Origin of the sequence: Nocardia sp. NPDC059154, assembly GCF_042755705.1 — a bacterium.
In the GTDB taxonomy this organism is placed as follows: domain Bacteria; phylum Actinomycetota; class Actinomycetes; order Mycobacteriales; family Mycobacteriaceae; genus Nocardia.
In genome coordinates, this window is sequence record NZ_JBHZCS010000113.1 from 1 (window position 1) to 20,536 (window position 20,536).

20 protein-coding genes are annotated in these 20,536 nt (G+C 68.4%); 9 read left to right on the top strand and 11 right to left on the bottom strand.

Going from position 1 to position 20,536, the window contains the following annotated elements; translation table 11 throughout:
* A partial coding sequence (locus tag ACFXN1_RS48330) for an SDR family NAD(P)-dependent oxidoreductase (RefSeq protein ID WP_379464029.1) occupies positions 1 to 391 on the top strand: 391 nt, incomplete at its 5' end.
* Positions 388 to 1,533, top strand: coding sequence for a Rieske 2Fe-2S domain-containing protein (locus ACFXN1_RS48335; RefSeq protein WP_379440284.1), 1,146 nt, complete (start codon positions 388 to 390; stop codon positions 1,531 to 1,533). The genes ACFXN1_RS48330 and ACFXN1_RS48335, both read left to right, overlap by 4 nt.
* 67 nt (positions 1,534 to 1,600) lie before the next feature.
* Here ACFXN1_RS48335 and ACFXN1_RS48340 read toward each other — a convergent pair whose 3' ends face one another.
* Positions 1,601 to 2,971, bottom strand: coding sequence for an MATE family efflux transporter (locus ACFXN1_RS48340; protein ID WP_379440324.1), 1,371 nt, complete (start codon positions 2,969 to 2,971; stop codon positions 1,601 to 1,603).
* 437 nt (positions 2,972 to 3,408) lie between these two features.
* Here ACFXN1_RS48340 and ACFXN1_RS48345 point away from each other — a divergent pair, with 437 nt between their 5' ends.
* Entirely contained in the window at positions 3,409 to 4,983 is a 1,575-nt protein-coding gene (locus ACFXN1_RS48345; RefSeq protein WP_379440283.1) for a DUF4139 domain-containing protein, read from the top strand.
* On the opposite strand, the gene ACFXN1_RS48350 is transcribed toward ACFXN1_RS48345, so the two are convergent.
* The 8 genes from ACFXN1_RS48350 to rimP form a co-directional block, all read right to left on the bottom strand.
* On the bottom strand, positions 4,958 to 5,116 hold the full coding sequence (locus ACFXN1_RS48350) for a hypothetical protein (RefSeq protein WP_379464031.1): 159 nt from the start codon (positions 5,114 to 5,116) through the stop codon (positions 4,958 to 4,960). The two genes, ACFXN1_RS48345 and ACFXN1_RS48350, sit on opposite strands and share 26 nt — an antisense overlap.
* A gap of 156 nt (positions 5,117 to 5,272) precedes the next feature.
* Entirely contained in the window at positions 5,273 to 6,259 is a 987-nt protein-coding gene (locus ACFXN1_RS48355; RefSeq protein ID WP_379440280.1) for a bifunctional oligoribonuclease/PAP phosphatase NrnA, read from the bottom strand.
* 7 nt (positions 6,260 to 6,266) lie between these two features.
* Positions 6,267 to 6,719: a 30S ribosome-binding factor RbfA gene (rbfA, locus tag ACFXN1_RS48360; RefSeq protein ID WP_379383592.1), complete on the bottom strand. Its 453-nt coding sequence runs from the start codon at positions 6,717 to 6,719 to the stop codon at positions 6,267 to 6,269.
* 20 nt (positions 6,720 to 6,739) lie between these two features.
* Positions 6,740 to 7,030, bottom strand: coding sequence for a DUF503 domain-containing protein (locus ACFXN1_RS48365; RefSeq protein ID WP_040859602.1), 291 nt, complete (start codon positions 7,028 to 7,030; stop codon positions 6,740 to 6,742).
* Between the two features lie 109 nt (positions 7,031 to 7,139).
* On the bottom strand, positions 7,140 to 10,265 hold the full coding sequence (gene infB / locus ACFXN1_RS48370; RefSeq protein WP_379440278.1) for a translation initiation factor IF-2: 3,126 nt from the start codon (positions 10,263 to 10,265) through the stop codon (positions 7,140 to 7,142).
* Positions 10,266 to 10,373: 108 nt separating this feature from the next.
* The gene (locus ACFXN1_RS48375; RefSeq protein WP_379440322.1) at positions 10,374 to 10,679 is read right to left on the bottom strand and encodes a YlxR family protein; all 306 of its coding nucleotides are present in this window, start codon (positions 10,677 to 10,679) and stop codon (positions 10,374 to 10,376) included.
* Between the two features lie 152 nt (positions 10,680 to 10,831).
* Positions 10,832 to 11,881 carry a transcription termination factor NusA gene (gene nusA, locus ACFXN1_RS48380; RefSeq protein ID WP_379398336.1) on the bottom strand — a complete coding sequence of 350 codons (1,050 nt, stop codon included), beginning with the start codon at positions 11,879 to 11,881 and terminating at the stop codon, positions 10,832 to 10,834.
* A complete protein-coding gene (gene rimP, locus ACFXN1_RS48385) occupies positions 11,878 to 12,498 on the bottom strand; it encodes a ribosome maturation factor RimP (RefSeq protein ID WP_379440277.1) in 621 nt (206 codons plus the stop codon). The genes nusA and rimP overlap by 4 nt, the downstream gene beginning before the upstream one ends.
* A gap of 312 nt (positions 12,499 to 12,810) precedes the next feature.
* Here rimP and ACFXN1_RS48390 point away from each other — a divergent pair, with 312 nt between their 5' ends.
* The 3 genes from ACFXN1_RS48390 to ACFXN1_RS48400 all read left to right on the top strand — a co-directional run bounded on the left by ACFXN1_RS48390 (position 12,811) and on the right by ACFXN1_RS48400 (position 15,486).
* The gene (locus tag ACFXN1_RS48390; protein WP_379464033.1) at positions 12,811 to 13,395 is read left to right on the top strand and encodes a hypothetical protein; all 585 of its coding nucleotides are present in this window, start codon (positions 12,811 to 12,813) and stop codon (positions 13,393 to 13,395) included.
* Positions 13,392 to 13,826, top strand: coding sequence for a ferritin-like domain-containing protein (locus ACFXN1_RS48395; RefSeq protein ID WP_379440274.1), 435 nt, complete (start codon positions 13,392 to 13,394; stop codon positions 13,824 to 13,826). Before ACFXN1_RS48390 ends, ACFXN1_RS48395 begins: the two co-directional genes overlap by 4 nt.
* Positions 13,827 to 14,055: 229 nt before the next feature.
* On the top strand, positions 14,056 to 15,486 hold the full coding sequence (locus tag ACFXN1_RS48400) for a three-helix bundle dimerization domain-containing protein (protein ID WP_379440272.1): 1,431 nt from the start codon (positions 14,056 to 14,058) through the stop codon (positions 15,484 to 15,486).
* A gap of 154 nt (positions 15,487 to 15,640) precedes the next feature.
* On the opposite strand, the gene ACFXN1_RS48405 is transcribed toward ACFXN1_RS48400, so the two are convergent.
* Entirely contained in the window at positions 15,641 to 16,432 is a 792-nt protein-coding gene (locus ACFXN1_RS48405; RefSeq protein WP_379440271.1) for a helix-turn-helix domain-containing protein, read from the bottom strand.
* 129 nt (positions 16,433 to 16,561) lie between these two features.
* Here ACFXN1_RS48405 and ACFXN1_RS48410 point away from each other — a divergent pair, with 129 nt between their 5' ends.
* Positions 16,562 to 16,969, top strand: coding sequence for a hypothetical protein (locus ACFXN1_RS48410; protein ID WP_379398324.1), 408 nt, complete (start codon positions 16,562 to 16,564; stop codon positions 16,967 to 16,969).
* Positions 16,970 to 17,238: 269 nt separating this feature from the next.
* Here the strand turns inward: ACFXN1_RS48410 and ACFXN1_RS48415 are convergent, their stop codons facing one another.
* Positions 17,239 to 17,895: a TetR/AcrR family transcriptional regulator gene (locus ACFXN1_RS48415; protein WP_379398322.1), complete on the bottom strand. Its 657-nt coding sequence runs from the start codon at positions 17,893 to 17,895 to the stop codon at positions 17,239 to 17,241.
* Between the two features lie 90 nt (positions 17,896 to 17,985).
* Here ACFXN1_RS48415 and ACFXN1_RS48420 point away from each other — a divergent pair, with 90 nt between their 5' ends.
* Both ACFXN1_RS48420 and ACFXN1_RS48425 read left to right on the top strand, forming a co-directional pair.
* Complete coding sequence (locus ACFXN1_RS48420) at positions 17,986 to 19,488, top strand: MFS transporter (protein ID WP_379440269.1); 1,503 nt, start codon at positions 17,986 to 17,988, stop codon at positions 19,486 to 19,488.
* A 588-nt stretch (positions 19,489 to 20,076) separates the two neighbouring features.
* A complete protein-coding gene (locus ACFXN1_RS48425; RefSeq protein WP_379464035.1) occupies positions 20,077 to 20,442 on the top strand; it encodes a class I SAM-dependent DNA methyltransferase in 366 nt (121 codons plus the stop codon).
* Positions 20,443 to 20,536: the final 94 nt, after the last annotated feature.

The window sequence follows — 20,536 nt, forward strand, 5'->3', positions numbered from 1 at the left end:
CGTCAATACCGCCAGCAGCGCGGGCGTCCTGCCGGTGGCGCGATCGGTCGCGTACACCGCCACCAAGCACGCCGTGGTCGGCCTGAGCACCGCGCTGCGCGCCGAGGCCGCCGCACACGGCATCAAGGTCAGCGTGGTGCTGCCGGGCGTGGTCGACACCGGCATTTTCGACAGTGCCGTGAACCTGCCCGGCTACGACTATCGCGCCTCCATCGACAAGCTGCCCTTCGCCAAGGTGAAGCCGCTCGCCGCCGCCGACGCGATTCTCGACGGCGTCGCGAAGAACAAGCAGTACATCAGTTTTCCCGCCTACAACCGCCTCATCATCGGGCTCAACAGACTCCTGCCCGACGTGATGGCGCCGATCATCAATCGCGGAGGACGCCCATGAAACAGCAGTATCGCAGCATCGATGTCGGCGAGCCGATGACCCGATTCGCCCGGGGCTGGCACTGTCTCGGGCTGGCCGAGAGCTTCCGGGACGGAAAACCACACTCGGTCAACGCCTTCGGCACCAAACTGGTGATCTGGTCCGACAGCAAGGGCGAACTGCACGCCCTCGACGGGTACTGCCGGCACATGGGTGCGGACCTCGCCTACGGCAGCGTCAAGGACGACAATATCGCCTGCCCCTTCCACGATTGGCGCTGGCGCGGCGACGGTAAGTGCGCCGCCATCCCCTATGCCCGCCGCGTTCCGCCGTTGGCGCGCACCAGATCCTGGATCACCTGCGAGGAGAACGGGCAGTTCTTCGTGTGGAACGATCCCGAGGGCAATCCGCCGCCGCCCGAGGTCGCGATCCCGCACATCGAGGGCATCGACACCGGCGAGTGGAGCGACTGGGACTGGAACACCCTGCTCATCGAGGGCTCGCACTGCCGCGAAATCATCGACAACAACGTCGATATGGCGCACTTCTTCTACATCCACTACGCGTACCCGGTGTATTTCAAGAATGTGTTCGAAGGACACGTCGCGACGCAGTTCCTGCACTCCAAGGGTCGGCCGGATGTGCACGCGAAGTCGAGCTACTCGCAGGAGATGTCGCTGTTGCGTTCGGAGGCTTCGTATTACGGGCCGTCCTACATGATCAACACCCTGCACAACGATTTCGGCGACAACACCGTCGAGGTGGTGCTCATCAACTGCCACTACCCGGTGACGCACAATTCCTTCGTCCTGCAGTGGGGTGTGAGCGTGCAGCGCATCAAGGGCCTGCCGCCGGAGAAGTCGGAGAAGCTGGCCAAAGCGTTCGGCAAGAGCTTCGGCGTCGGATTCCTGCAGGACGTGGAGATCTGGAAATACAAGACCCGCATCGACAATCCGCTGCTGACGCAGGAGGACGGGCCGGTCTACCAGCACCGGCGGTGGTACGAGCAGTTCTATGTCGATGTCGCCGACGTGAAGCCGGAGATGACCGACCGATTCGAATACGAGGTCGACACCACCCACGCCAACGAGAACTGGCAGGCCGAGGTCGCCGAGAACCTCGCAAGGCAGGTCGCCGCCCAGGCGAACGGCGCGGCCGACTAGCTCGACGGCGGCCGGGGCACGTTCCCCGCCTCGGCCGCCGATCCCACTGCCGCCGAACGCATTTCGCCTAGGCGGCGCGGCGCGGCACCTCGGCTCCGACCCGCGCCCAGCGTCCGGACAGCGCCCGCCAGCTGACGGCGACCAGGCGCAGCAGCATGAAAGCGACCAGCCCGGTCCAGATTCCGCCGATCCCCCAGTCGTAGGCCAGCGACAGCCAGATCATCGGCAGGAACCCCAGCAGCGCCGACCCCAGCGTGGCATTGCGCAGGAACGCGGCATCGCCGGCGCCGAGCAGCACGCCGTCGAGCGCGAACACCACGCCCGCCACCGGGATCATGGCGACGAAGAACCACCACACCACGTGGGTGCGATCCAGCACCGACGGATCATCGGTGAACAACCGCGGGATCACCGAGTATCCGGCCGCGAACACCGCCGCCAGCAGCACCGAGAAGACCGTCGACCAGCCCGTGATCCGCCGCGCCAGACCCTGTGCGCCGCGCGCGTTTCCGGCCCCGAGCGCCGCGCCCACCAGGGTCTGCGCCGCGATCGCCAGCGAATCCAGGGTCAGCGCAAGGAAATTCCAGATCTGTAGCACCAGCTGATGCGCCGCCACGGATGCCGCCCCGAACCGCGAAGCCACCGCCGCCGCCGACACGAACGACGCCTGGAACGCCAGGCTCCGCACGATCAGATCCCGCCCCAGCACCAGCTGCGCCTTCATGATCTCGAGATGCGGTGCGAGCGGCACCTTCGCCCGCCACAGCGCACTCACGAACAGCGCACCGGAAATCGACTGCCCCACCAGATTCGCGACCGCCGACCCCGCCAGCTCCATACGCGGCGCCCCCAGCAGCCCGTGCACCAGCGTCGGGCACAACACCCCTGAAACCACCAGCCCCGCAACCACATACATCAGCGGCCGGCGAGTCTGCTGCACCCCGCGCATCCACCCGTTCCCCGCCATCGACAACAGGATCAGCGGCACCCCGAACAACGCGATCCGCACCCACGACTCCGCCGCCCGCGCAATGTCGTCCCCACCCGCGATGGCCCGCGTGATCGGCCCCGCGAAGATCTGCACCACCAGCACGATCGCCAACCCCACACCCACCGCGATCCAACTGGCCTGCACCCCCTCGACAACAGCCGCCCGCTCATCCCCCGCCCCATGCCGCCGCGCAGCCCGAGCCGTCGTCCCATAACTCAAGAACGTCAACTGCGAACCGACCTGCGCCAGTATCAATCCCCCGACTGCCAGCCCGGCCAACGCCAAGGCCCCCAGCCGCCCCACCACCGCCATATCGAACAGCAGATAAATCGGCTCAGCGACCAGTACCCCCAGCGTCGGCACCGCGATCCCGAGAATCCGCCGCGGCCCGGCCGCCGCAGCCTCAGCGCCCCGCACCGCCGCCGCGTCCTCCGCCGACGCGGCCATGAAGGCCGGGTCCTCCCCGCCACCATCCACCACGCCGGCACTGCTCATCCGCCCACCATCCCACACCACCCCGACCCAGCCGCACCGGACCGCCCCGCGCTCGAACCCGCCTGTCACCACCGCTTTTGTAGATCCCGCAAGCAGCGAGACCGTGCCGCCGGCCACCGATCGAAATCCATAGCCAAGCAAATATATGTCCGTGTCCGCATCCGACACACCAGCGGCGTTCTCGCCGATCGGCTTCGGCTGAGTCAGCGGACCAGGTTCGCCACCAATTCCCCGGCCACCCCGGGCAACTCGCTCGGCCGCCCCGGACAACTCGCACCTGCGAATTCCGCTCCGACAGACGGCTATTCGCGGTGCCCTCCCCCGGCACGGTCATATCGCCGCGCGAATTCCCGTCGACTCACGACGGCTCCTCGGGCAGGCTGGGCGGCATGGTGGATCTCGAGACAACAATCACGGCGGTCACGGTCTATCCGGATCGGGCCCGAGTCACCCGGTCCGGCAAGGCGACACTGGACGCGGGCGAACATCGCATCCGCGTGTCACCGCTGCCGCTGGAACTGCTGCGCGACTCGATCCGCGTCGCGGGCCGGGGCGACGTGACGGTCCTCGGGGTGAACATCATCACCGAACGGCAGCCCGAGCCGGACGACGTACAGATCGCCGAGCTCACCTCGCGCAGAAACGAACTGGATGCCGCGCTGGCCGAACTCGCCGACGCCGACCGCGCCGCCGACGCCCGCATCGAATTCCTGCAGCGCCTGGTCCGCAAGTCCGCCGGGCACCTGGCCAAGACGACCGACGAGCGGGTCATCGCCTTCGGCGACAGTCTCGAGGCGCAATACGGGGCCGTACATGCCGGACGCCGCGACCGAGAACGCCTGCGGCAGGAGCACATTCTGGACAAGCGGGCGATCGAGCGGCGACTGGCGGACCTGGGCCGCAAGAACCGCCCCGACATCCGGGCCGCGGTCATCACCGTCGACGCCGCCCAACCGGCCACCGCCGAACTGGAACTGTCCTATGTGGTGCCCGGCGCGCGCTGGACCAGCACCTACGATCTGCGCCTCGACGACAGGGGCCTGAGCCTGCGCTGGTTCGGACTGGTGCGCCAGCAGACCGGCGAGGATTGGCCCGAATGCCGCCTCGAATTGTCGACCGCCCGCCCGGCCGCCGCCCTCGATGTGCCCGAACTGGGCCCCTGGTACCTCAGCACCACGCCACCCGAGCCGAAACTCATGGCCAGGCGGCGCGCTCCCCGGTCCGGGGACCCCGACGGCGCGAACCCCATGCTCGCCGCGGCGGCGCCCGCGCCCGCCGGTGCGCTCCCGCCACCGCCACCGCCGCCGCCCCCGGTCCGAGAAGCGGTCACGACCGTCGAGCACGGGGCCACCGCCGCCACCTACTCCCCGCAGCGCCCGGTCGCCATCGCCGCCGACGGCACCGAACACCGCACGCTGATCATCGCCCTCGACCTCGAGGCCGATCTGGATCACGTGACCGCGCCGATCCGCGCACCCGAGGCGATCCTGCGCGCCACCGCGCGCAACACCTCCGAGCACACCCTCCCCAAGGGCCGCGCGTCCCTGTTCAACGACACCGAATACGTCGGCGCGACCGATCTCGACCTCTGGGCCCCCGGCGAGGAACGCGAACTCGCCCTCGGCGTGGACGATCGCATCCGCGTCGAACGAGAACTGGTGCGCCGCAATGCCTCCAAGGCGACCCTCGGTTCGGCCCGCCGCGTCGAAATGGAGTACACGATCACCGTCACCAACCACGGCGCCCGCCCCACCACCGTGACTGTCCTCGACCGCCTGCCGGTAGCCCGCGACGCCACTGTCACCGTCCGCGACACGGTCCTGAAACCACCCCCGACCGAGCGCGACGACCTCGGCATCCTCACCTGGAAACGCGACCTCGAGCCGCAGGACCGGACGGTCATCACCCTCGGCTACCGAGTCGAAGCCCCCAAGGGCGTCACCATTTTCGGTCTGCCGGACTGACCCGGCCGACGACGCCATCGACGATCGCCTGCACGACATCCCCGGGCCGCTCGCCGATACCGCCCGCGAAGGCATCGCCAACGCCGTCGAAGTCGCGGGCAGCACCGGCACGCACGCACCGGACCTGATCCACGCCGCCCAGCGGTCCTTCGTCGACGGATGGCATCAGGCCATGTGGGCGGGCATCGCCGTCATGGGCGCCTTGTTCGCCTACATCACCCTGCGCGGCATCGGCGGGTCGACCACGGACCGCGGTGACGAATCGAACTGAGGGACACCGGGACCCGGGTCAGCCGAGTTCGCGGAGGAGGTTCGCCAGCAGGTCCGGGGCCTGGCCGGTGGTGGAATAGCCTGCGGCATAGCGGTGTCCGCCGCCGCCGAGGGCGGTGGCGACGCGGGCGACGTCGAGGCCGGGCGAGCCGTCGGCGGCGTCGTGTGAGCGCAGGGAGACCGTCCAGTGGTCCGGGTCGGTACGGGATTCCTTGAAGACCGCGGCGACCTGGGCCTCGGCGGTGGTGCGGATGAGGTCGATGATGCTCTCGACCTCTTCGGAGCGGACGGCTTCGGTGTCCTCGCGGCGGACGACCGCGTAGACCAGGCCCGCGCCGGCGGCGGCATCCGCAATCAGCTGGGCGGAGGCCAGGACCCTGGACAGCATGGGGAGCCAGGCGAAAGGATGGGTGTCCATCAGGGTGCGGGTGATGGCCGCGCCGTCGATGCCGGTGGCCAGGAGGCGTTCGGCCAGGGTGTGGGAGCCGGGGCGCACCCATTTGAAAGAGCCGGTGTCGGTAACCAATCCGGCGTAGAGGCAGTGCGCGATATCGCGATCGATGGGTTCGCCCCACGCCTCCAGGATGCGGGCGATGACGCCCGCGGTGGATTCGGCGGCCTCGTCCACGACATTGACCTGACCGAAGCGGGTGTTGGACCGGTGGTGGTCGATGACCAAAGTCGTTGCGGCGCTGTCCAATCGGTCACGCAGCGAGCCGAGCCGTCCGGCACTGCCGCAGTCCACGGACACCAGGACATCGGCCTCGCGCGGCACCTGGTCGGCGCGGACCAGCAACTCCGTGCCGGGCAGCGACCGCATGGACACCGGCAGTTCGGCCGGTTCGGCGAAGGAGACGACGACCGGGACCCCGCGTCGGCGCAGCACCTGCGCCAAGGCCAGCCCGCTGCCGACCGTATCGGCATCGGGCTGGATGTGGCAGAGAATCGTCACCGATTTCGCGGCCTCGAGAACCTCGACGGCAGGGGTGACATCAACGGGGGTCACGGCGTGGTCAGGCTTCGTCGTCTTCCTCGTCCTCGTCCGACTTGTACGGGTCCGCCTCACCGGCGTAGTTCGCGCCGACCGCCACCTGCGCCACGCGCGCGTCGGAGGCGCGGGCCTTGGCCAGCAGCTCCTCCATCTCGCGGGCCGCGTCGGGCACGGTGTCCAGCTTGAACGCCAGCGTCGGGGTGAACTTCACCCCGGTGCCCGCACCGACCTTGGACCGCAGAATCCCCGCGGCCTTCGACAGGCCGGCGGCGGCTTCCGCAAAATCGGGTTCGGCGTCGATGGTTTCGCCCATGACGGTGTAGTAGATGGTCGCCTCGCGTAGGTCACCGGTCACCTTGGCGTCGGTGATGGTGACGAACCGCAGTCGCGGATCCTTGATCTCGTATTCGATCGCCGTGGCGACGATGGACGAGATGCGCTTCGCGAGTCGGCGTGCTCGAGCCTGATCAGCCATGCCGAGCCCTCCTCACTTCTTCAGTCTTCGGGTCCGAAGACGCGACGGCGTACCGCCAGCAACTGTAACTCCGGACGATTGGCGACGTGCCGTTCACATTTGTCCAGCACCTCGGTCAGATGATTCATGCCGTAGCTGACCATTGCCACACCGAGCAATGCCCGGCGATACCGGTCATGATCTCCGCCCTCGGTGACACTCACCTCGAACCGCTTCAGGTCGGCGAGGATGGGGCGGATGACAGAGCGCTTCTCTTTCAGTGAATGCACATCACCGAGCAAGATATCGAACTCGAGCGCTCCGAAGAACATCTTTTCAGTCATATGAACGCGCCCCGGGGAATGCGCGCACGGTTACCCGGAAAGGGAAGGGGCACAACCCCGCCGGGCTCGGAGGCCCGGCGGGATCGTGTACTGCTTCCTAGTCGCGCGGCTTCTCCCGCAGCTCGTAGGCCTCGATGATGTCGCCGTCCTTGATGTCGTTGAAGCCCACGGTCATACCGCACTCGTAGCCTTCGCGGACCTCGGTGACGTCGTCCTTCTCGCGACGCAGCGACTGGATGGTGGTCTCGGCGACCACCACGTTGTCGCGGATCAGGCGCGCCTTGGCGTTGCGCTTGACCGAGCCCGAGAGCACCCAGCAACCCGCGATATTGCCGAACTTGGAGGACCGGAAGATCTGGCGGATCTCCGCCCGACCCAGCTCGTGCTCCTCGTAGATCGGCTTGAGCAGACCCTTGAGGGCCTTCTCGATCTCGTCGATCGCCTGGTAGATGACCGAGTAGTAGCGAATGTCCACGCCTTCGCGGTTCGCCAGCTCGGTCGCCTTGCCCTCGGCCCGGACGTTGAACCCGATGATGATCGCGTTCGACGCCGACGCCAGGTTGACGTTGGTCTCGGTGACGCCACCGACACCGCGGTCGATGACGCGCAGCCGCACCTCGTCGCCCACATCGATACCGAGCAGCGCCTCTTCGAGGGCCTCGACGGTACCGGAGTTGTCGCCCTTGAGGATCAGGTTCAGCTCCGAGGTCTCCTTCAGAGCGGCATCCAGATCTTCCAGGGAGATCCGCTTGCGGCTGCGCGCGGCCAGGGCGTTGCGCTTGCGAGCGTTGCGGCGGTCGGCGATCTGACGCGCGATGCGGTCTTCCTCGACGACGAGCAGGTTGTCACCCGCGCCGGGCACCGAGGTGAAACCGATGACCTGGACGGGCCGCGACGGCAGCGCCGCCTCGACGTCGTCGCCGTGCTCGTCGACCATGCGGCGCACGCGACCGTAGGCGTCGCCCGCCACGATCGAGTCGCCGACGCGCAGCGTGCCGCGCTGGACGAGGACGGTGGCCACCGGGCCACGGCCGCGGTCGAGGTGGGCCTCGATGGCCACACCCTGCGCGTCCATGTCCGGGTTCGCCCGCAGGTCGAGGGCCGCGTCCGCGGTCAGGACGACCGCCTCGAGCAGCGACTCGATGTTGGTGCCCTGCTTCGCCGAGATGTCCACGAACATGGTCTCGCCACCGTATTCCTCGGCGACCAGACCGTATTCGGTCAGCTGCTGGCGAATCTTCTGCGGGTTCGCGCCTTCCTTGTCGATCTTGTTGACCGCCACCACGATCGGCACGTCCGCGGCCTGCGCGTGGTTGATGGCCTCCACCGTCTGCGGCATGACGCCGTCGTCGGCCGCGACCACGAGGATCGCGATGTCGGTGGCCTTCGCACCACGGGCACGCATGGCGGTGAACGCCTCGTGACCGGGGGTGTCGATGAAGGTGATGAGACGGTCGTCGCCGTTGACCTCGGCCAGCACCTGGTAGGCGCCGATGTGCTGGGTGATGCCGCCGGCCTCGCCCTCACGGACGTTGGCCTTACGGATGGTGTCCAGCAGTCGGGTCTTACCGTGGTCGACGTGACCCATGACGGTCACGACCGGCGGACGGACCTGCAGGTCTGCCTCGTCGCCGTCGTCCTCGCCGTAGGTGAGGTCGAAGTTGGCGAGCAGCTCGCGGTCCTCGTCCTCCGGAGAGACCACGTGCACGACGTAGTTCATCTCCGAACCCAGCAGCTCGAGGGTCTCCTCGTTCACCGACTGGGTAGCGGTGACCATCTCACCGAGGTTGAACAACGCCTGCACCAGCGAGGCCGGGTTGGCGCCGATCTTCTCGGCGAAGTCGGACAGCGACGCGCCACGGGCGAGGCGAACGATCTCGCCGTTGCCGCGCGGCAGCCGCACGCCACCGGCGATGGGCGCCTGCTGGTTCTCGTACTCGGCGCGCTTCGCCCGCTTCGACTTACGACCCTTGCGGGGAGCGCCACCCGGACGTCCGAAGGCACCCGCGGCACCGCCGCGACCACCACCGGAACCGGGACGGCCACCGCCGCCACCACCACCGGGACGGCCGCGGAAACCACCGGGAGCACCACCGGTACCGGCACCGGCGCCGGCACCCTGACCGCCACCGGGAGCGCCGCCGCCGCGGTAGCCACCGCCGCCGCCACCGGGACGACCGCCACCGGCGCCGCCCGGACCACCCGGACGCGCCGGACGGCCTGCGCCACCCGGACCGGCCGGGCGCTGAGCGCGCGCGGGCATGGCACCCGGGTTGGGCCGAGGCGGCATCGAGCCGGGGCTGGGACGCGGGCCACCCGGACGGGGACCGCCCTGACCGGCCGCGGCCGGACGCTGACCGCCCTGACCCGGGCCGGGGCGCGGACCGCCCTGACCGGGACCCGGACGCGGGCCACCCTGGCCCGGACCCGGACGGGGACCGCCCTGGTGCTGACCCGGACGGGGACCACCCTGGGCCGGACCCGGACGGGGACCGCCCTGGTGCTGACCCGGACGCGGGCCGCCCTGCTGCTGGCCCGGACGGGGGGCCGGACGCGGCGCCGGACGCTCCGGAGCCGAGGAGAACGGGTTGTTACCGACCCGCGGCGCCTTCGGACCCGGCTTGGGTCCGGCCGGACGCTGGGCGCCCTGCTGAGCCGCCGGGGCACTGCCCTGCTGAGCCGGACGCGGGGCCTGGGCACCCGGACGCGGCGCGTTCGGACGCGGGGCCTGCGGGGCCGGAGCGGACGGGGTAGCCGACGCGGAAGCCGCTGCGGGAGCGACGTTTTCGCGAACAGCGGGCTTCGGGCCCGGGGCTGCCGGACGGGCAGCCGGAGCCTCGACCGACTCGGCGCGGGCAGCCGGAGCCACCTGCGGAGCCGGGGCCGGAGCCTGCGGCGCGGGGGCCGGAGCCTGCGGCGCGGGGGCCGGAGCCTGCGGCGTCGGGCGGGGGCCCGGACGGGGACCGGCACCGGGGGCGGCCGGCTTGGCGGCCGGACGCGGGGCGCCGTCACCGCTGGGCTTGGGGGTCGCCGACTTTGCGGTCCCATTGGACGGGGTGCTCTTGGGTGCGAGCGACTCCCGCAGCCGGCGCGCGACGGGTGCTTCCACCGTCGAGCTCGCCGACTTCACGAACTCGCCCTGCTCCTTGAGCCGCGCGAGTAGTTCTTTGCTCGTGACACCGAGTTCTTTAGCCAACTCGTGCACGCGGGCCTTGCCTGCCACTGCTCTCCTCACTCAGAGGTCGAGCGCAGCAGCCCGTATCACGACGGGACGCCCGCACGACCTCGACTAATTTCGAAGGCCGATCATTTCTGGGACTTCACGGTTTGCTCATGAGTGCTCGTGCCTGTTCTCTACGTAATGCTCCAGGGCTGAGATATCCAGATGTCCGGACACTCGTAGTGCTCTGCCGAATGCTCGGCGCCGAACTGCTTGGCTCAGACAAGCCGAAGAGGGGTGCAACCAGGCACCCCTTCCGGGAAGTCTGTGCCGCGGATCCGGAATGACGACAACGTCCTGCCCGGAGGCAGACCCTTGCGCCACGACCCGCATCAGATCGGCGGCCAGCTCGCGTCTGCGACATCCGATGCAGGTCCGGACGGGTTTCGATCTTGCTGACACCCGCTCGGCGCGCAGAGAAGCCGAAGACTCGCGCTGAGCCTGCGTCCACTCTACCGCTGTCACGTCCCGATCTCCGCATCCGTACCCCTTGGAAGTTACCAACCTGTCATCCCAGAGGTCTGTTTCACAAATCTCGGGACCGACCGGGCCGGATGGATCCGGCAAGATCAACCCCGGTGGGCCTCGCCACCGCCGGCCGCCGCCGCGGGACGCACACCACCCTGGACCTCGGGCGCCGCATCGGAACGAATGTCGATGCGCCAGCCGGTGAGCCGGGCCGCCAGGCGGGCATTCTGGCCCTCCTTGCCGATGGCGAGAGAGAGCTGGAAGTCCGGAACCACCACCCGCGCGGCGCGGGCCTCGGGGTCCACGATGGTGACGGATACAACTTTCGACGGCGACAGCGCATTCCCGACGAAGGTGGCCGGGTCCTCGGCGTAGTCGATGATGTCGATCTTCTCGCCGGCCAGCTCGCTCATCACATTGCGCACGCGCTGGCCCATCGGGCCGATACAGGCGCCCTTGGCGTTGACGCCGGGGACCGTCGAACGCACGGCGATCTTGGAGCGGTGCCCGGCCTCGCGGGCCACGGCCACGATCTCCACCGAGCCGTCGGCGATCTCGGGGACCTCCAGCGCGAACAGGCGGCGCACCAGGTTGGGGTGGGTGCGCGAGAGGGTGATCTGTGGGCCGCGCGGGCCGCGCGAGACACCGACCACGTAGCACTTGATGCGGTCGCCGTGCTCGTAGGTCTCGCCCGGCACCTGCTCGGCGGGCGGGATGACGCCTTCCGCGCCATGGGCTTCCGAGCCGATGCGGACCACGACGGTGCCGCGGGCGTTCATGCGGGCGTCGCGCTGCACCACACCGCCGACGATGTCGCCCTCGTGGGTGGAGAACTCGCCGAAGGACTTCTCGTTCTCGGCGTCGCGCAGCCGCTGCAGCACGACCTGGCGGGCGGTGGTGGCGGCGATGCGGCCGAAACCTTCGGGGGTGTCGTCCCATTCGGAGATGACGTTGCCGTCGGTGTCGAGCTCGCGGGCCATCACACGCACGACACCGGTCTTCTGGTTGATGTCGATGCGGGCGGTGGGCTGGTGGCCCTCGGTGTGCCGGTAGGCGGTGAGCAAGGCGGACTCGATCGCGGAGATCACCGTCTCCATCGAGATCCCCTTGTCGGCGACAATCGCGCGCAGGGCTTCGATTTCGATGTTCATTCCACGATCCCTTCGTTCAGTGAATCGGACTCTGCTGCTTCGTTTTCGGATCCCTCCTGCGCACCGGGCTGGGGACGGCCCGGCGCTACTCCCCCTGCGAGTTCCAGTTCGGCCGCGCCGGGTGGAGCGAATTCCACCTGCACGACGGCGGATTGGATATCGGCGAGCGGCACCGTCACCCGGTGTGGCTTCCGCTTGCCGCCGAGGACCAGGGCGACGTCGGTCTCGGTGACGACGCCGACGCGGGCCTCGAACGTGGTCTTGCCCTTCTCCTCCGGTGATTCGGCGCCGGGGCGCAGCACGATCTTCACCTTGCGGCCCTGGGCGCGCCGCCAGTGGCGCGGGGAGGTGAGGGGCCGGTCTATGCCGGGGGTGGTGATCTCGAGCATGTAGGCGGTCTCGCCGAAGTCACCGACGTCGTCGAGGGTCTGCGAGATCTCCGAGCTGAGTTCCGCGACGGCGTCCAGGTCGGGGGATCCGTCGCTGTCGACGGTGACCTTGAGCTTGGCCTGCGCTGTACCGGCAGCCGAAATCGCAACGCCTTCGAGGTCGAATCCTCGGCGTTCGACGAGCTCAGCAACTAGCTGGCTCACCCTTTCCTCGGTCGGCATCGGCATGTGGGGCGGCTCCTGGTTCAGTTGTCACGGGTTGAGTTGTCGGTATCGATACTGGTCGGGCACGGTCGGCAGACCCGTCTCCGCCCTCGGGAGGGAGGATTCGGCGAAATGCCGTGCCGAAGGTCTAGCGTAACGCGCGGAAAGAGTGTAAAGGACCAGCCAACTCGCTCGATTTCGGCATGGTCGGCGCTGTGGTGCTGACGGCGTGTCCAGCACGACGCGCCCATGACGGTTCCCCGTCGTTCCAGATCACAGCCTATCCGACGGCCCTCACGCAGCAAGCTGTCCGCGACGGCTGGCACGATGTATGCCGTGCCCAGCAGTCAGAGCGGCCTTCCGGCCGGTGTCGTCGGTCTCACGGTCCCGCGGGACCGAACCGGGTCCTCCCCCATCCCCGAACCTCCCCTCCCCGCCGTGAACCGCCGCAGCGTGCTGCGGCTGGCCGGTGGCGGCATACTGGCCGTGGCTGCGGTGGGCGCGCTGGCCGCCTGCACCAGGAACGACACCCCTGCCGCTCCGGATCCGCTGATCGCGCAGGAGACCTCGGCCCGTACCGACGCGGCCGCCGCGACCGCCGCCATCGCGACTTCTCCCGACAAGGCCGGTGCGCTGCAGACCATCGCCACCCAGCGCACCGCGCACGCCGATGCCCTGCGCACCGAAATCGACCGCGCCATAGGCGTTTACGGCGACGGCAGCACCCCCAGCCGCCGCACCCCGCCGGTCACCCCGACCGCGCCCGTCCCGCCTCCGGGCGTCGCCGTCCTGCGCACCCAGCTCCAGCAGTCCCAGCGTTCGGCGGCCGACCTGTCGGCCCAGCTCTCCGGCTACCGCGCCGGTCTCCTCTCTTCGATCAGCGCGTCGTGCGCTACCCACGCGGGGGTTCTCCTGGCATGACCACAACCGACCAGCAGGCACTCATCGATGCGTTGAGCGCCGAATACGCCGCTGTCTACGCCTACGGCGTGATCGCGGCCTACGCCAACCACGACCGCGACAAACTCGTCGCGGAGTACACGGCATCCCACCGCGCCCGCCGTGACGCCACCATCGACACGCTGAAGGCTTCCGGCGCAGCGGTTCCCGAGCCCGCCGCCGCCTACACCTCTCCCATTCCGGTGAATGACCCGATTCCGGCGGCCAAGCTGGCGGTGACCGTCGAATCCGACGCGGCGGCGGCCTGGCGCTCGGTGGTCGAACGCTCCGGCAACCCCGATCTCCGCCGGACCGGTATCGAGGCGCTCACCGAATGCGCTGTGCGCCTTGCCACTTGGCAGTCGATCCTGGGCACCAGCCCCGCCACCGTGGCCTTCCCCGGCCAAGCCTGAGGCCGCGGCGGCCCATCGCCGTGCCGCGTGAGGCAGTGGATCGCACCGCCTTCCGACGCGAATGGCACCGTCTTCCGCCGCCGAGGTCACCGGGAATTCGCCGGACCCGCACTTGCCGTTTCCGTTTTCGATCACGGATCGGCACCCGCCGCCGATAGGGTCCGGTCGGCGCGGCTTGTCGCAATTTCCTGCCGTGCAACGGAATTCGGTGTGAGGTCGAGGAGATGCTGTGGCGGTCGATGCTGCGCGGGAAGAGAAGGCACTGCGGGAGGTGACGAATCGCCTGGTCGAGGACTATGGCGAGGCGCATCCGGCAGAACGGGTCGAAGCCGTGGTGGGGGCGGTGCGCAAGCGGTTCGAGGGGCATTCGGTGCGGGAGTTCGTACCGATTCTCGTCGAGCGGATTGCGCGGCGGGAATTGGATCCGAAGCGCTCCATGAATGCTGCCACGGAGGTGGATCTGACCAAGGCGGCGGTCGGCGAGGGGGGTTCGCCGGATGGGCATCCGGCGGAGACCACGAGCGTATTCGCGGCTGTCGCAGGACGATTCGTTCCGGCTCGGCTGGTCGAGAACAAGCGGGCGCTGGGCGTGGTCGCGGCGGGTGTCGCGGTGGTGCTGGCGTTCGCGGTGATCATGGCTGTGCGGCAACCGGATTCACCGTCGGGAACCACCGCCGCGACGGCCCTGACCACTGTGCACGGTGTGGCCGGTTCGGAGAAGTCGGCGTTCTTCGACGATCCCAAGGTCGCCGACGCATTGGCCAAGCACGGGTTCAAGGTGGACGTGGAGCCCGCGGGGTCCCGGCAGATCGCCACCTCGGTGGATCTGGGCAAGTACGACTTCGCCTTCCCGTCCAGCTCGGCCGCCGCGGAGCTGGTTCAGCGCAAGAGCGGAGTGACCGGTAAGTACGTGCCGTTCTCCTCCCCCATGGCCATCGCCACCTTCAAGCCGATCGCCGACCTGCTGACCCAGGCCGGGATCGTGCAGTCCGGCACAACAACGACTTTCGACGTCGAGAAGTACCTGTCGCTGGCCGAGAAGGGCGTCCAGTGGAACCAGCTGGAGGGCAACTCGACCTATTCGGTGCCCAAGAACGTGCTGGTCTCCACGACCGATCCGCGCACCTCCAACTCGGCGGCCATGTATCTGGCGGTGACCGCCTACGTCGCGAATGACAACACCATCGTGCGCGGCGCCAAGGCGGAAGACTTTGCGGTGTCCCGCGTTTCACGCCTGTTCACCCGGCAGGGCTTCACCGAGTCCAGCAGTGACGGCCCCTTCAAGGACTACCTGTCCAACGGCATGGGCACCGTCCCCATGGCCTGGATCTACGAGGCCCAGTACGTCGACGCGGCCGTGCACAACCAGCTCAAGCCCGACATGGTCCTGATGTACCCCAGGCCGACGGTCATGTCCCAGCACACCGTGGTCCCCCTCGACGACAAGGGCGACCGGATCGGCAAGCTCCTCACCACCGACCCCGACCTGCAGCGCCTGGCCGCCGAACACGGCTTCCGCCCCACCGACGTGACCCTGTTCACGAATACCACCGCCGCCCACCAGGTCCCGGTCGACGTGAACCTCGTCAACCAGGTCAGCCCACCCGACTACGACACCCTCGAACACCTCCTCGACGGCGTCGCCAAGTCCTACAACTGAGCGCCCGAGTCCGCCGGCCGCGCAGCACCGAAGGGATTGCGCGGCCCTCCGGAAAACCGCAAGCCCGGTCCGGTTCCATCCAGCGACGAACCCGGTCCGAATTCCTCCGGGACTCCAACCGCCGAGTCCTGATCACTGACAGTTCGGACCACGGTTACGGAACCACGCGACCCCGCAGGGCTGTCGCCGTGAATTCGTCGAGCGGATAGAACAATTCGATGGCCAGTTCGGACAGGGTGACGTCGGCGGGCGCGCCGAAGGTGGCCATGGTGCTGAACATCGACAGCACGCCCATCGGGGTGCGAATACGCATGGGAACCGCGAAGGGGCCGGATTCGACCGGCTCAGGGTCGGGCTCGGCCGGCTCCGGATACGCGGAGATCTCCTCGAGGAGCGCGCACAGCCGGGCATCGCCGGTCGCACCGACCTGGCGGGTCAGTCGCTCGAGGAAGAGATGCCGAATCTGGTGCCCGTTCACCAGGTGCTGGATGAGCCCTTTCGGATGCAGTACGAGCCGGTAGACGTTCGCCTCGGGCGTCAGCAGGTGCTCAGGGATTCCGCTCATCAGCACACCCATCGCCTTGTTGCCGATGACCATGTTCCAGTGCAGGTCCACCACCACCGCGGGATACGGTTCATGTGCCGACAGGATGGCGTCCAGGGCCGAGCGCACCGCCGCGAGATCCGCGTCGTCGAGGTCGCTCTCTCGATACTCGGGTGCGTAGCCACCCGCGAGCAGTAGGGTATTGCGTTCGCGCAGTGGCACTTCCAGCACGTCGCACAGTCGCAGCACCATGGCCCGGCTGGGGCGAGCGCGCCCGGTCTCCACGTAGGACACGTGCCGCGCGGAGGTGTCCGCTGCCAGCGCCAGGTCCAGTTGGCTGAGCCGCCGCCGTTGCCGCCATTCCCGCAACAGCGCGCCCACCCTGGGCATGGTCTGGGTCATCGCCGCAGCATATCGGCGGGCGGGTAGGTGCGGCCATGACCTCCGAAGTTATTGAGACCGCGACCGCGCCCCGGCACTGTCGATCTCAGCGGCCCGCACCGGCGGTCCCTCGGCGACAAGGAGTTTCGAATGACCATGCTGACCACCAGTCGACCCGGTCCCGGCCTGCGCGCCGCCTTACGCGTGGATGCCTGGAGCACAGGCGTTTTCGGCATTGGCCTGCTGACCGCCGCTCCCCTGCTGCGAGATCCGCTGGGCCTGCCCACGGCCGTGTCGATGCTGTTCGGATTGGGCATGCTCGGTGGCGCGGCTGTGCTGAGCCGGATCGCCGCTTGCCCGACCGTCCCAGCGCCGCTCGCGACCGGCGTGGCAGCGGTCAACGCCGTTTCCGGATTGGCAATGACGGGGCTCGCCGCCGCAGATGTGCTGCCGCTGACCGCATTCGGCCGGGCATTCCTGTACAGCGGGGCGCTCGTGGTGATCGTCTTCGCCGCCGTCGAACACAACGCCCGTCACGACTCCGCAGCAGTTCGGTAGGCGGTCTCGACCGACCGCGTCTGGCGAGCACAGCAGACCCAGCCCGGGAGGTCATGCCACCCGATCCTACGTTCAGCGTCACCTCGCGGTGCGTACAGCTTGCCTCGGTGAAATCGATTCGCACACTGCCCGTTCCGCATCCGGCGTCGATCCGGCTCGGCACTATCCAACGACCTTCCCGCTCAGCGGTTCCGGCCCCGATCTTCAGTGCGACAGATTCGCGAATCAGCCGCCGATCCTGGCCACGCCCCGGGCACCGCATGGCGATGTCAATCGAGTCGGCCGTAGATCAAGCGCAAAATCGCCTCGGCGAGGTCGTCGATGCTGCTGGGCATGTCATCCTGGGGCGCTGCTGACAACTGGGAGAGCCGCCCGTCGCGCATGAGCGCAACCAGGCCCGCGAGCGTTGCCGAGTCGATCCCCTCGGGAGCGAGCCCCGCCGCGCGGTCGCGGTCGATCTTGGCCGCGAGCCCGGCGGTGAATCGTGCCTGGATGCCGGCGATGAACTCGGTCAGCGGGGGGTAGCTGCTGTCGTAGCCCTCGAGCGAGCAGACGAGGATCGCGCTGTTGTCGTGCCAGATCTCGGCCGCTCCGTTGAGCTGGGTGCGCAGGAGCTCGCGCTGCGGGCCAGTGGACGGCAGCCAGACGTGGGTTTGCGCATAGCGGTCGCTCACGTCCTCCATGAGGCGGGCGAAGACCGCCTGCTTGGAGGGGAAGTAGAAGTAGAAGCTGGTGCGTGAGATGCCGGTCGCGTTGGTGATGTCGTCGACGGTCAGGTTGGCCATCGGCTTCTTCGTCAGCAGGTGGCGGGTCGCATGCAGGATCTGGGCCTCGCGCTGATCACCCTTGGACATGGCGCCGCGGCGGCGGAGACCTTCGGTCGTGTCTTGGGTCCGGTTCACTCCGTCTCCGCCCTTCTGCGCCATGACCTCACCCTAGAGCGATTTTCATTCCGGCTATCGACGTGGCGTCTATCATAATCGACAGTGTGTCGATTCCAGCGTAGCGTGCCAGCAATGACCTCCCCGCTCGAGCTCCGGCGTGCTTCGTCGCCGACCGCGATCGTGCTGACCATGGCCAGCACTGTGTTTCTTCTGGCCATGGCCCAGACGCTGCCCGTACCGGCGCTCCCGCAGATCGGTCTGCAACTCGGGGTCTCGGCGACGACGGTCGGATGGGTGACCACGGCGACGATGCTGGCCGCCTCGGCGCTGACGCCGCTGCTCGGGCGACTGGGTGATGTCTACGGGCACAAACCGGTCGTGCTGTCGACGCTCGTGGTCACGCTGGCCGGCAGCCTGCTCGCCGCGTCGGCGCACAGCATCGATCTGCTCATCGTCGGACGGGCCCTGCAGGGAGCCAGTTTCGGTCTGTTCCCGCTGGCGATCAGCGTGCTGCGTCACGAACTTCCCGCCGAGCGCCTGACCGCGGCGTTGGCCGTCACCGCATCGACCCTGGGCGTGGGTAGCGGTGTTGCGCTGGTGGCGACGGGTCTGCTGACGCAGGGCGGTGCGGACTACCGCCGCATCTTCTGGCTGTGCGTCGTGCTGACGGCGGTGGTGCTGGTGCTGGCGTTCGTGACGCTGCCGCGCCGCGCGGGGCAGGGCGGCCGTGTCGATTACGTGGGTGCCGCGGTCCTCGGCACCGGTCTGGTCTGCCTGCTGCTGCCGATCTCGCAGGGACACGAATGGGGTTGGGGCAGCGCGCGAGTGATCGGGCTGTTCGTGGCCGCGGCGATCGTGCTGGCCGGGTTCCTACTGCTGCAGTCCAAGCTGCGTGAGCCGCTGGTGGCGACCTCGCTGCTGGCGCATCGGCCGGTCGCGGTGACCAACCTGGCCAGTTTCTGCGTCGGTTTCGCGATGTTCAGCGTGTTCCTGGGGGCGACCTATTTCGTGGCGACGCCGCGGGCGCTGGCGGGGTTCGGTTTCGACGCCTCGGTGCTGCGCACGAGTGTTGCCTTCATGCTGCCGGGGGCCGTGGTGTCGGTGGTGATGGGTCCACTCGCCGGGCGTCTGGTCGGGCGGATCGGCCCGCGCTTTGTCCTGCTGCTCGCCAGCGTCATCGGACTGTGCGCTCTCACCGCCCTCGCGTTGCTGCACGCGACGAGCGCGGAAGTCGTTGTCGCACTGGTCGTCGCGAATGCCGCGATCGCGATCGCCTACGCCGCCATGCCCGCCCTGCTGGTCGCCAATGTCGCACCGCACGAAACCGGAATCGCCAACTCGATCAACTCGATCATGCGCACCGTGGGCGGCGCCATCGGCAGCGCGCTGGTCGTCACGATCCTCACCAGCGACACCCTGCGCCACGCCCTGCCCAACGGTGCTGTCGTGGCCCTGCCCGCCGAAGGCGCCTACCGCATCGCCTTCTTCACCGGCGCGGCCTTCTTCGCGGTGGCAGCGCTACTGGCCGGATTCGGCCTCGGCCCCAGCAGCCGGCGCTTGACCCGGCACGAGGTCGACGAGGACATCGCCCTGGCGCGCGCCGGCGAGTTCGCCACGGCGTCGACCAGCCTCTGACGATCGGGCCTGAGGTCAATTCGGGCGCAACTCGGCACCGCAGAACGTTCTGTGGAGTCAGTCAGCCCGAGATGACCTCAGTCCGTTTCTTTTCCGACAAAACTGCGCGGCCGGTTCGAACAATGCACTACGCAGCCTTCTGGCGAGTTCGGGCCAGTAGTGGATGTTCGGCGGCGCAACAGATTCCGCCCGCCGACCGCCCGGTTCGCAGAGCCCGGGAGTTGTCGTCGCATACCTCGCCGAGCAGGTAATGGGCAAGCAGGTGGTTGGCGGTGTAGCACTTGTCGTACAGGCTGTGGCAGGTGAGGAACTCGGCTTCGGCCGGAGAGAGGTCGAACTGGGAGCTGACCGAGATCGAACTGCTCGACGGTCGCGATCTGGCCCCTCCACTTCTTCGAATCAGTACTCGGCCAGTCGATTTCCCTTGTAGGCCAGGCCGATTCGGCGCAAGGGGACGGCGCCCTCTTGCTCCGAGCGAGCAAGTCGCGGTGGAATCGATTGAGGATCAGCTGTGGTGCAGTCGATTCCAACTTCGCTGAGCTAAAGCCTCGTCCCGTTTGGGCTGGTGGGTAACCTGCGGTCGTGGGAATGGGACCGAACCCTGATGGCTGGCTGGAAGAAACGCGGGCGTCATACGACACCGTCGCTGCCAGTTATGCAGACCTTACGCGTCACCTTCTGGATGAAACACCCGAAGAGCGCGCTGTCCTGGCGTTGTTCGCCGATCTGGTGCGGGCCCAGGGTGGGGGGCCAGTCGCGGATGCGGGATGCGGGACGGGGAGGATCACGGCTCACCTGCGTCAACTGGGCACGGACGTGTTCGGAATCGACTTGTCGCCCGGAATGATCGGGGTGGCTCGGCGTGATCACCCCGACCTCCGGTTCGATCTTGGCTCTATGACAAACCTCGCTCCCGCGGACGCCTCGATGGCCGGCCTGGTCGCGTGGTACTAGGCCACCGCCGTCCTGAGCGAATGGGCGCACGTGGCGACCGTGGGTCGAGATGGCGACCCCGACGTCTCTCCCGTGCACCCCGCGTGGCAGGGCG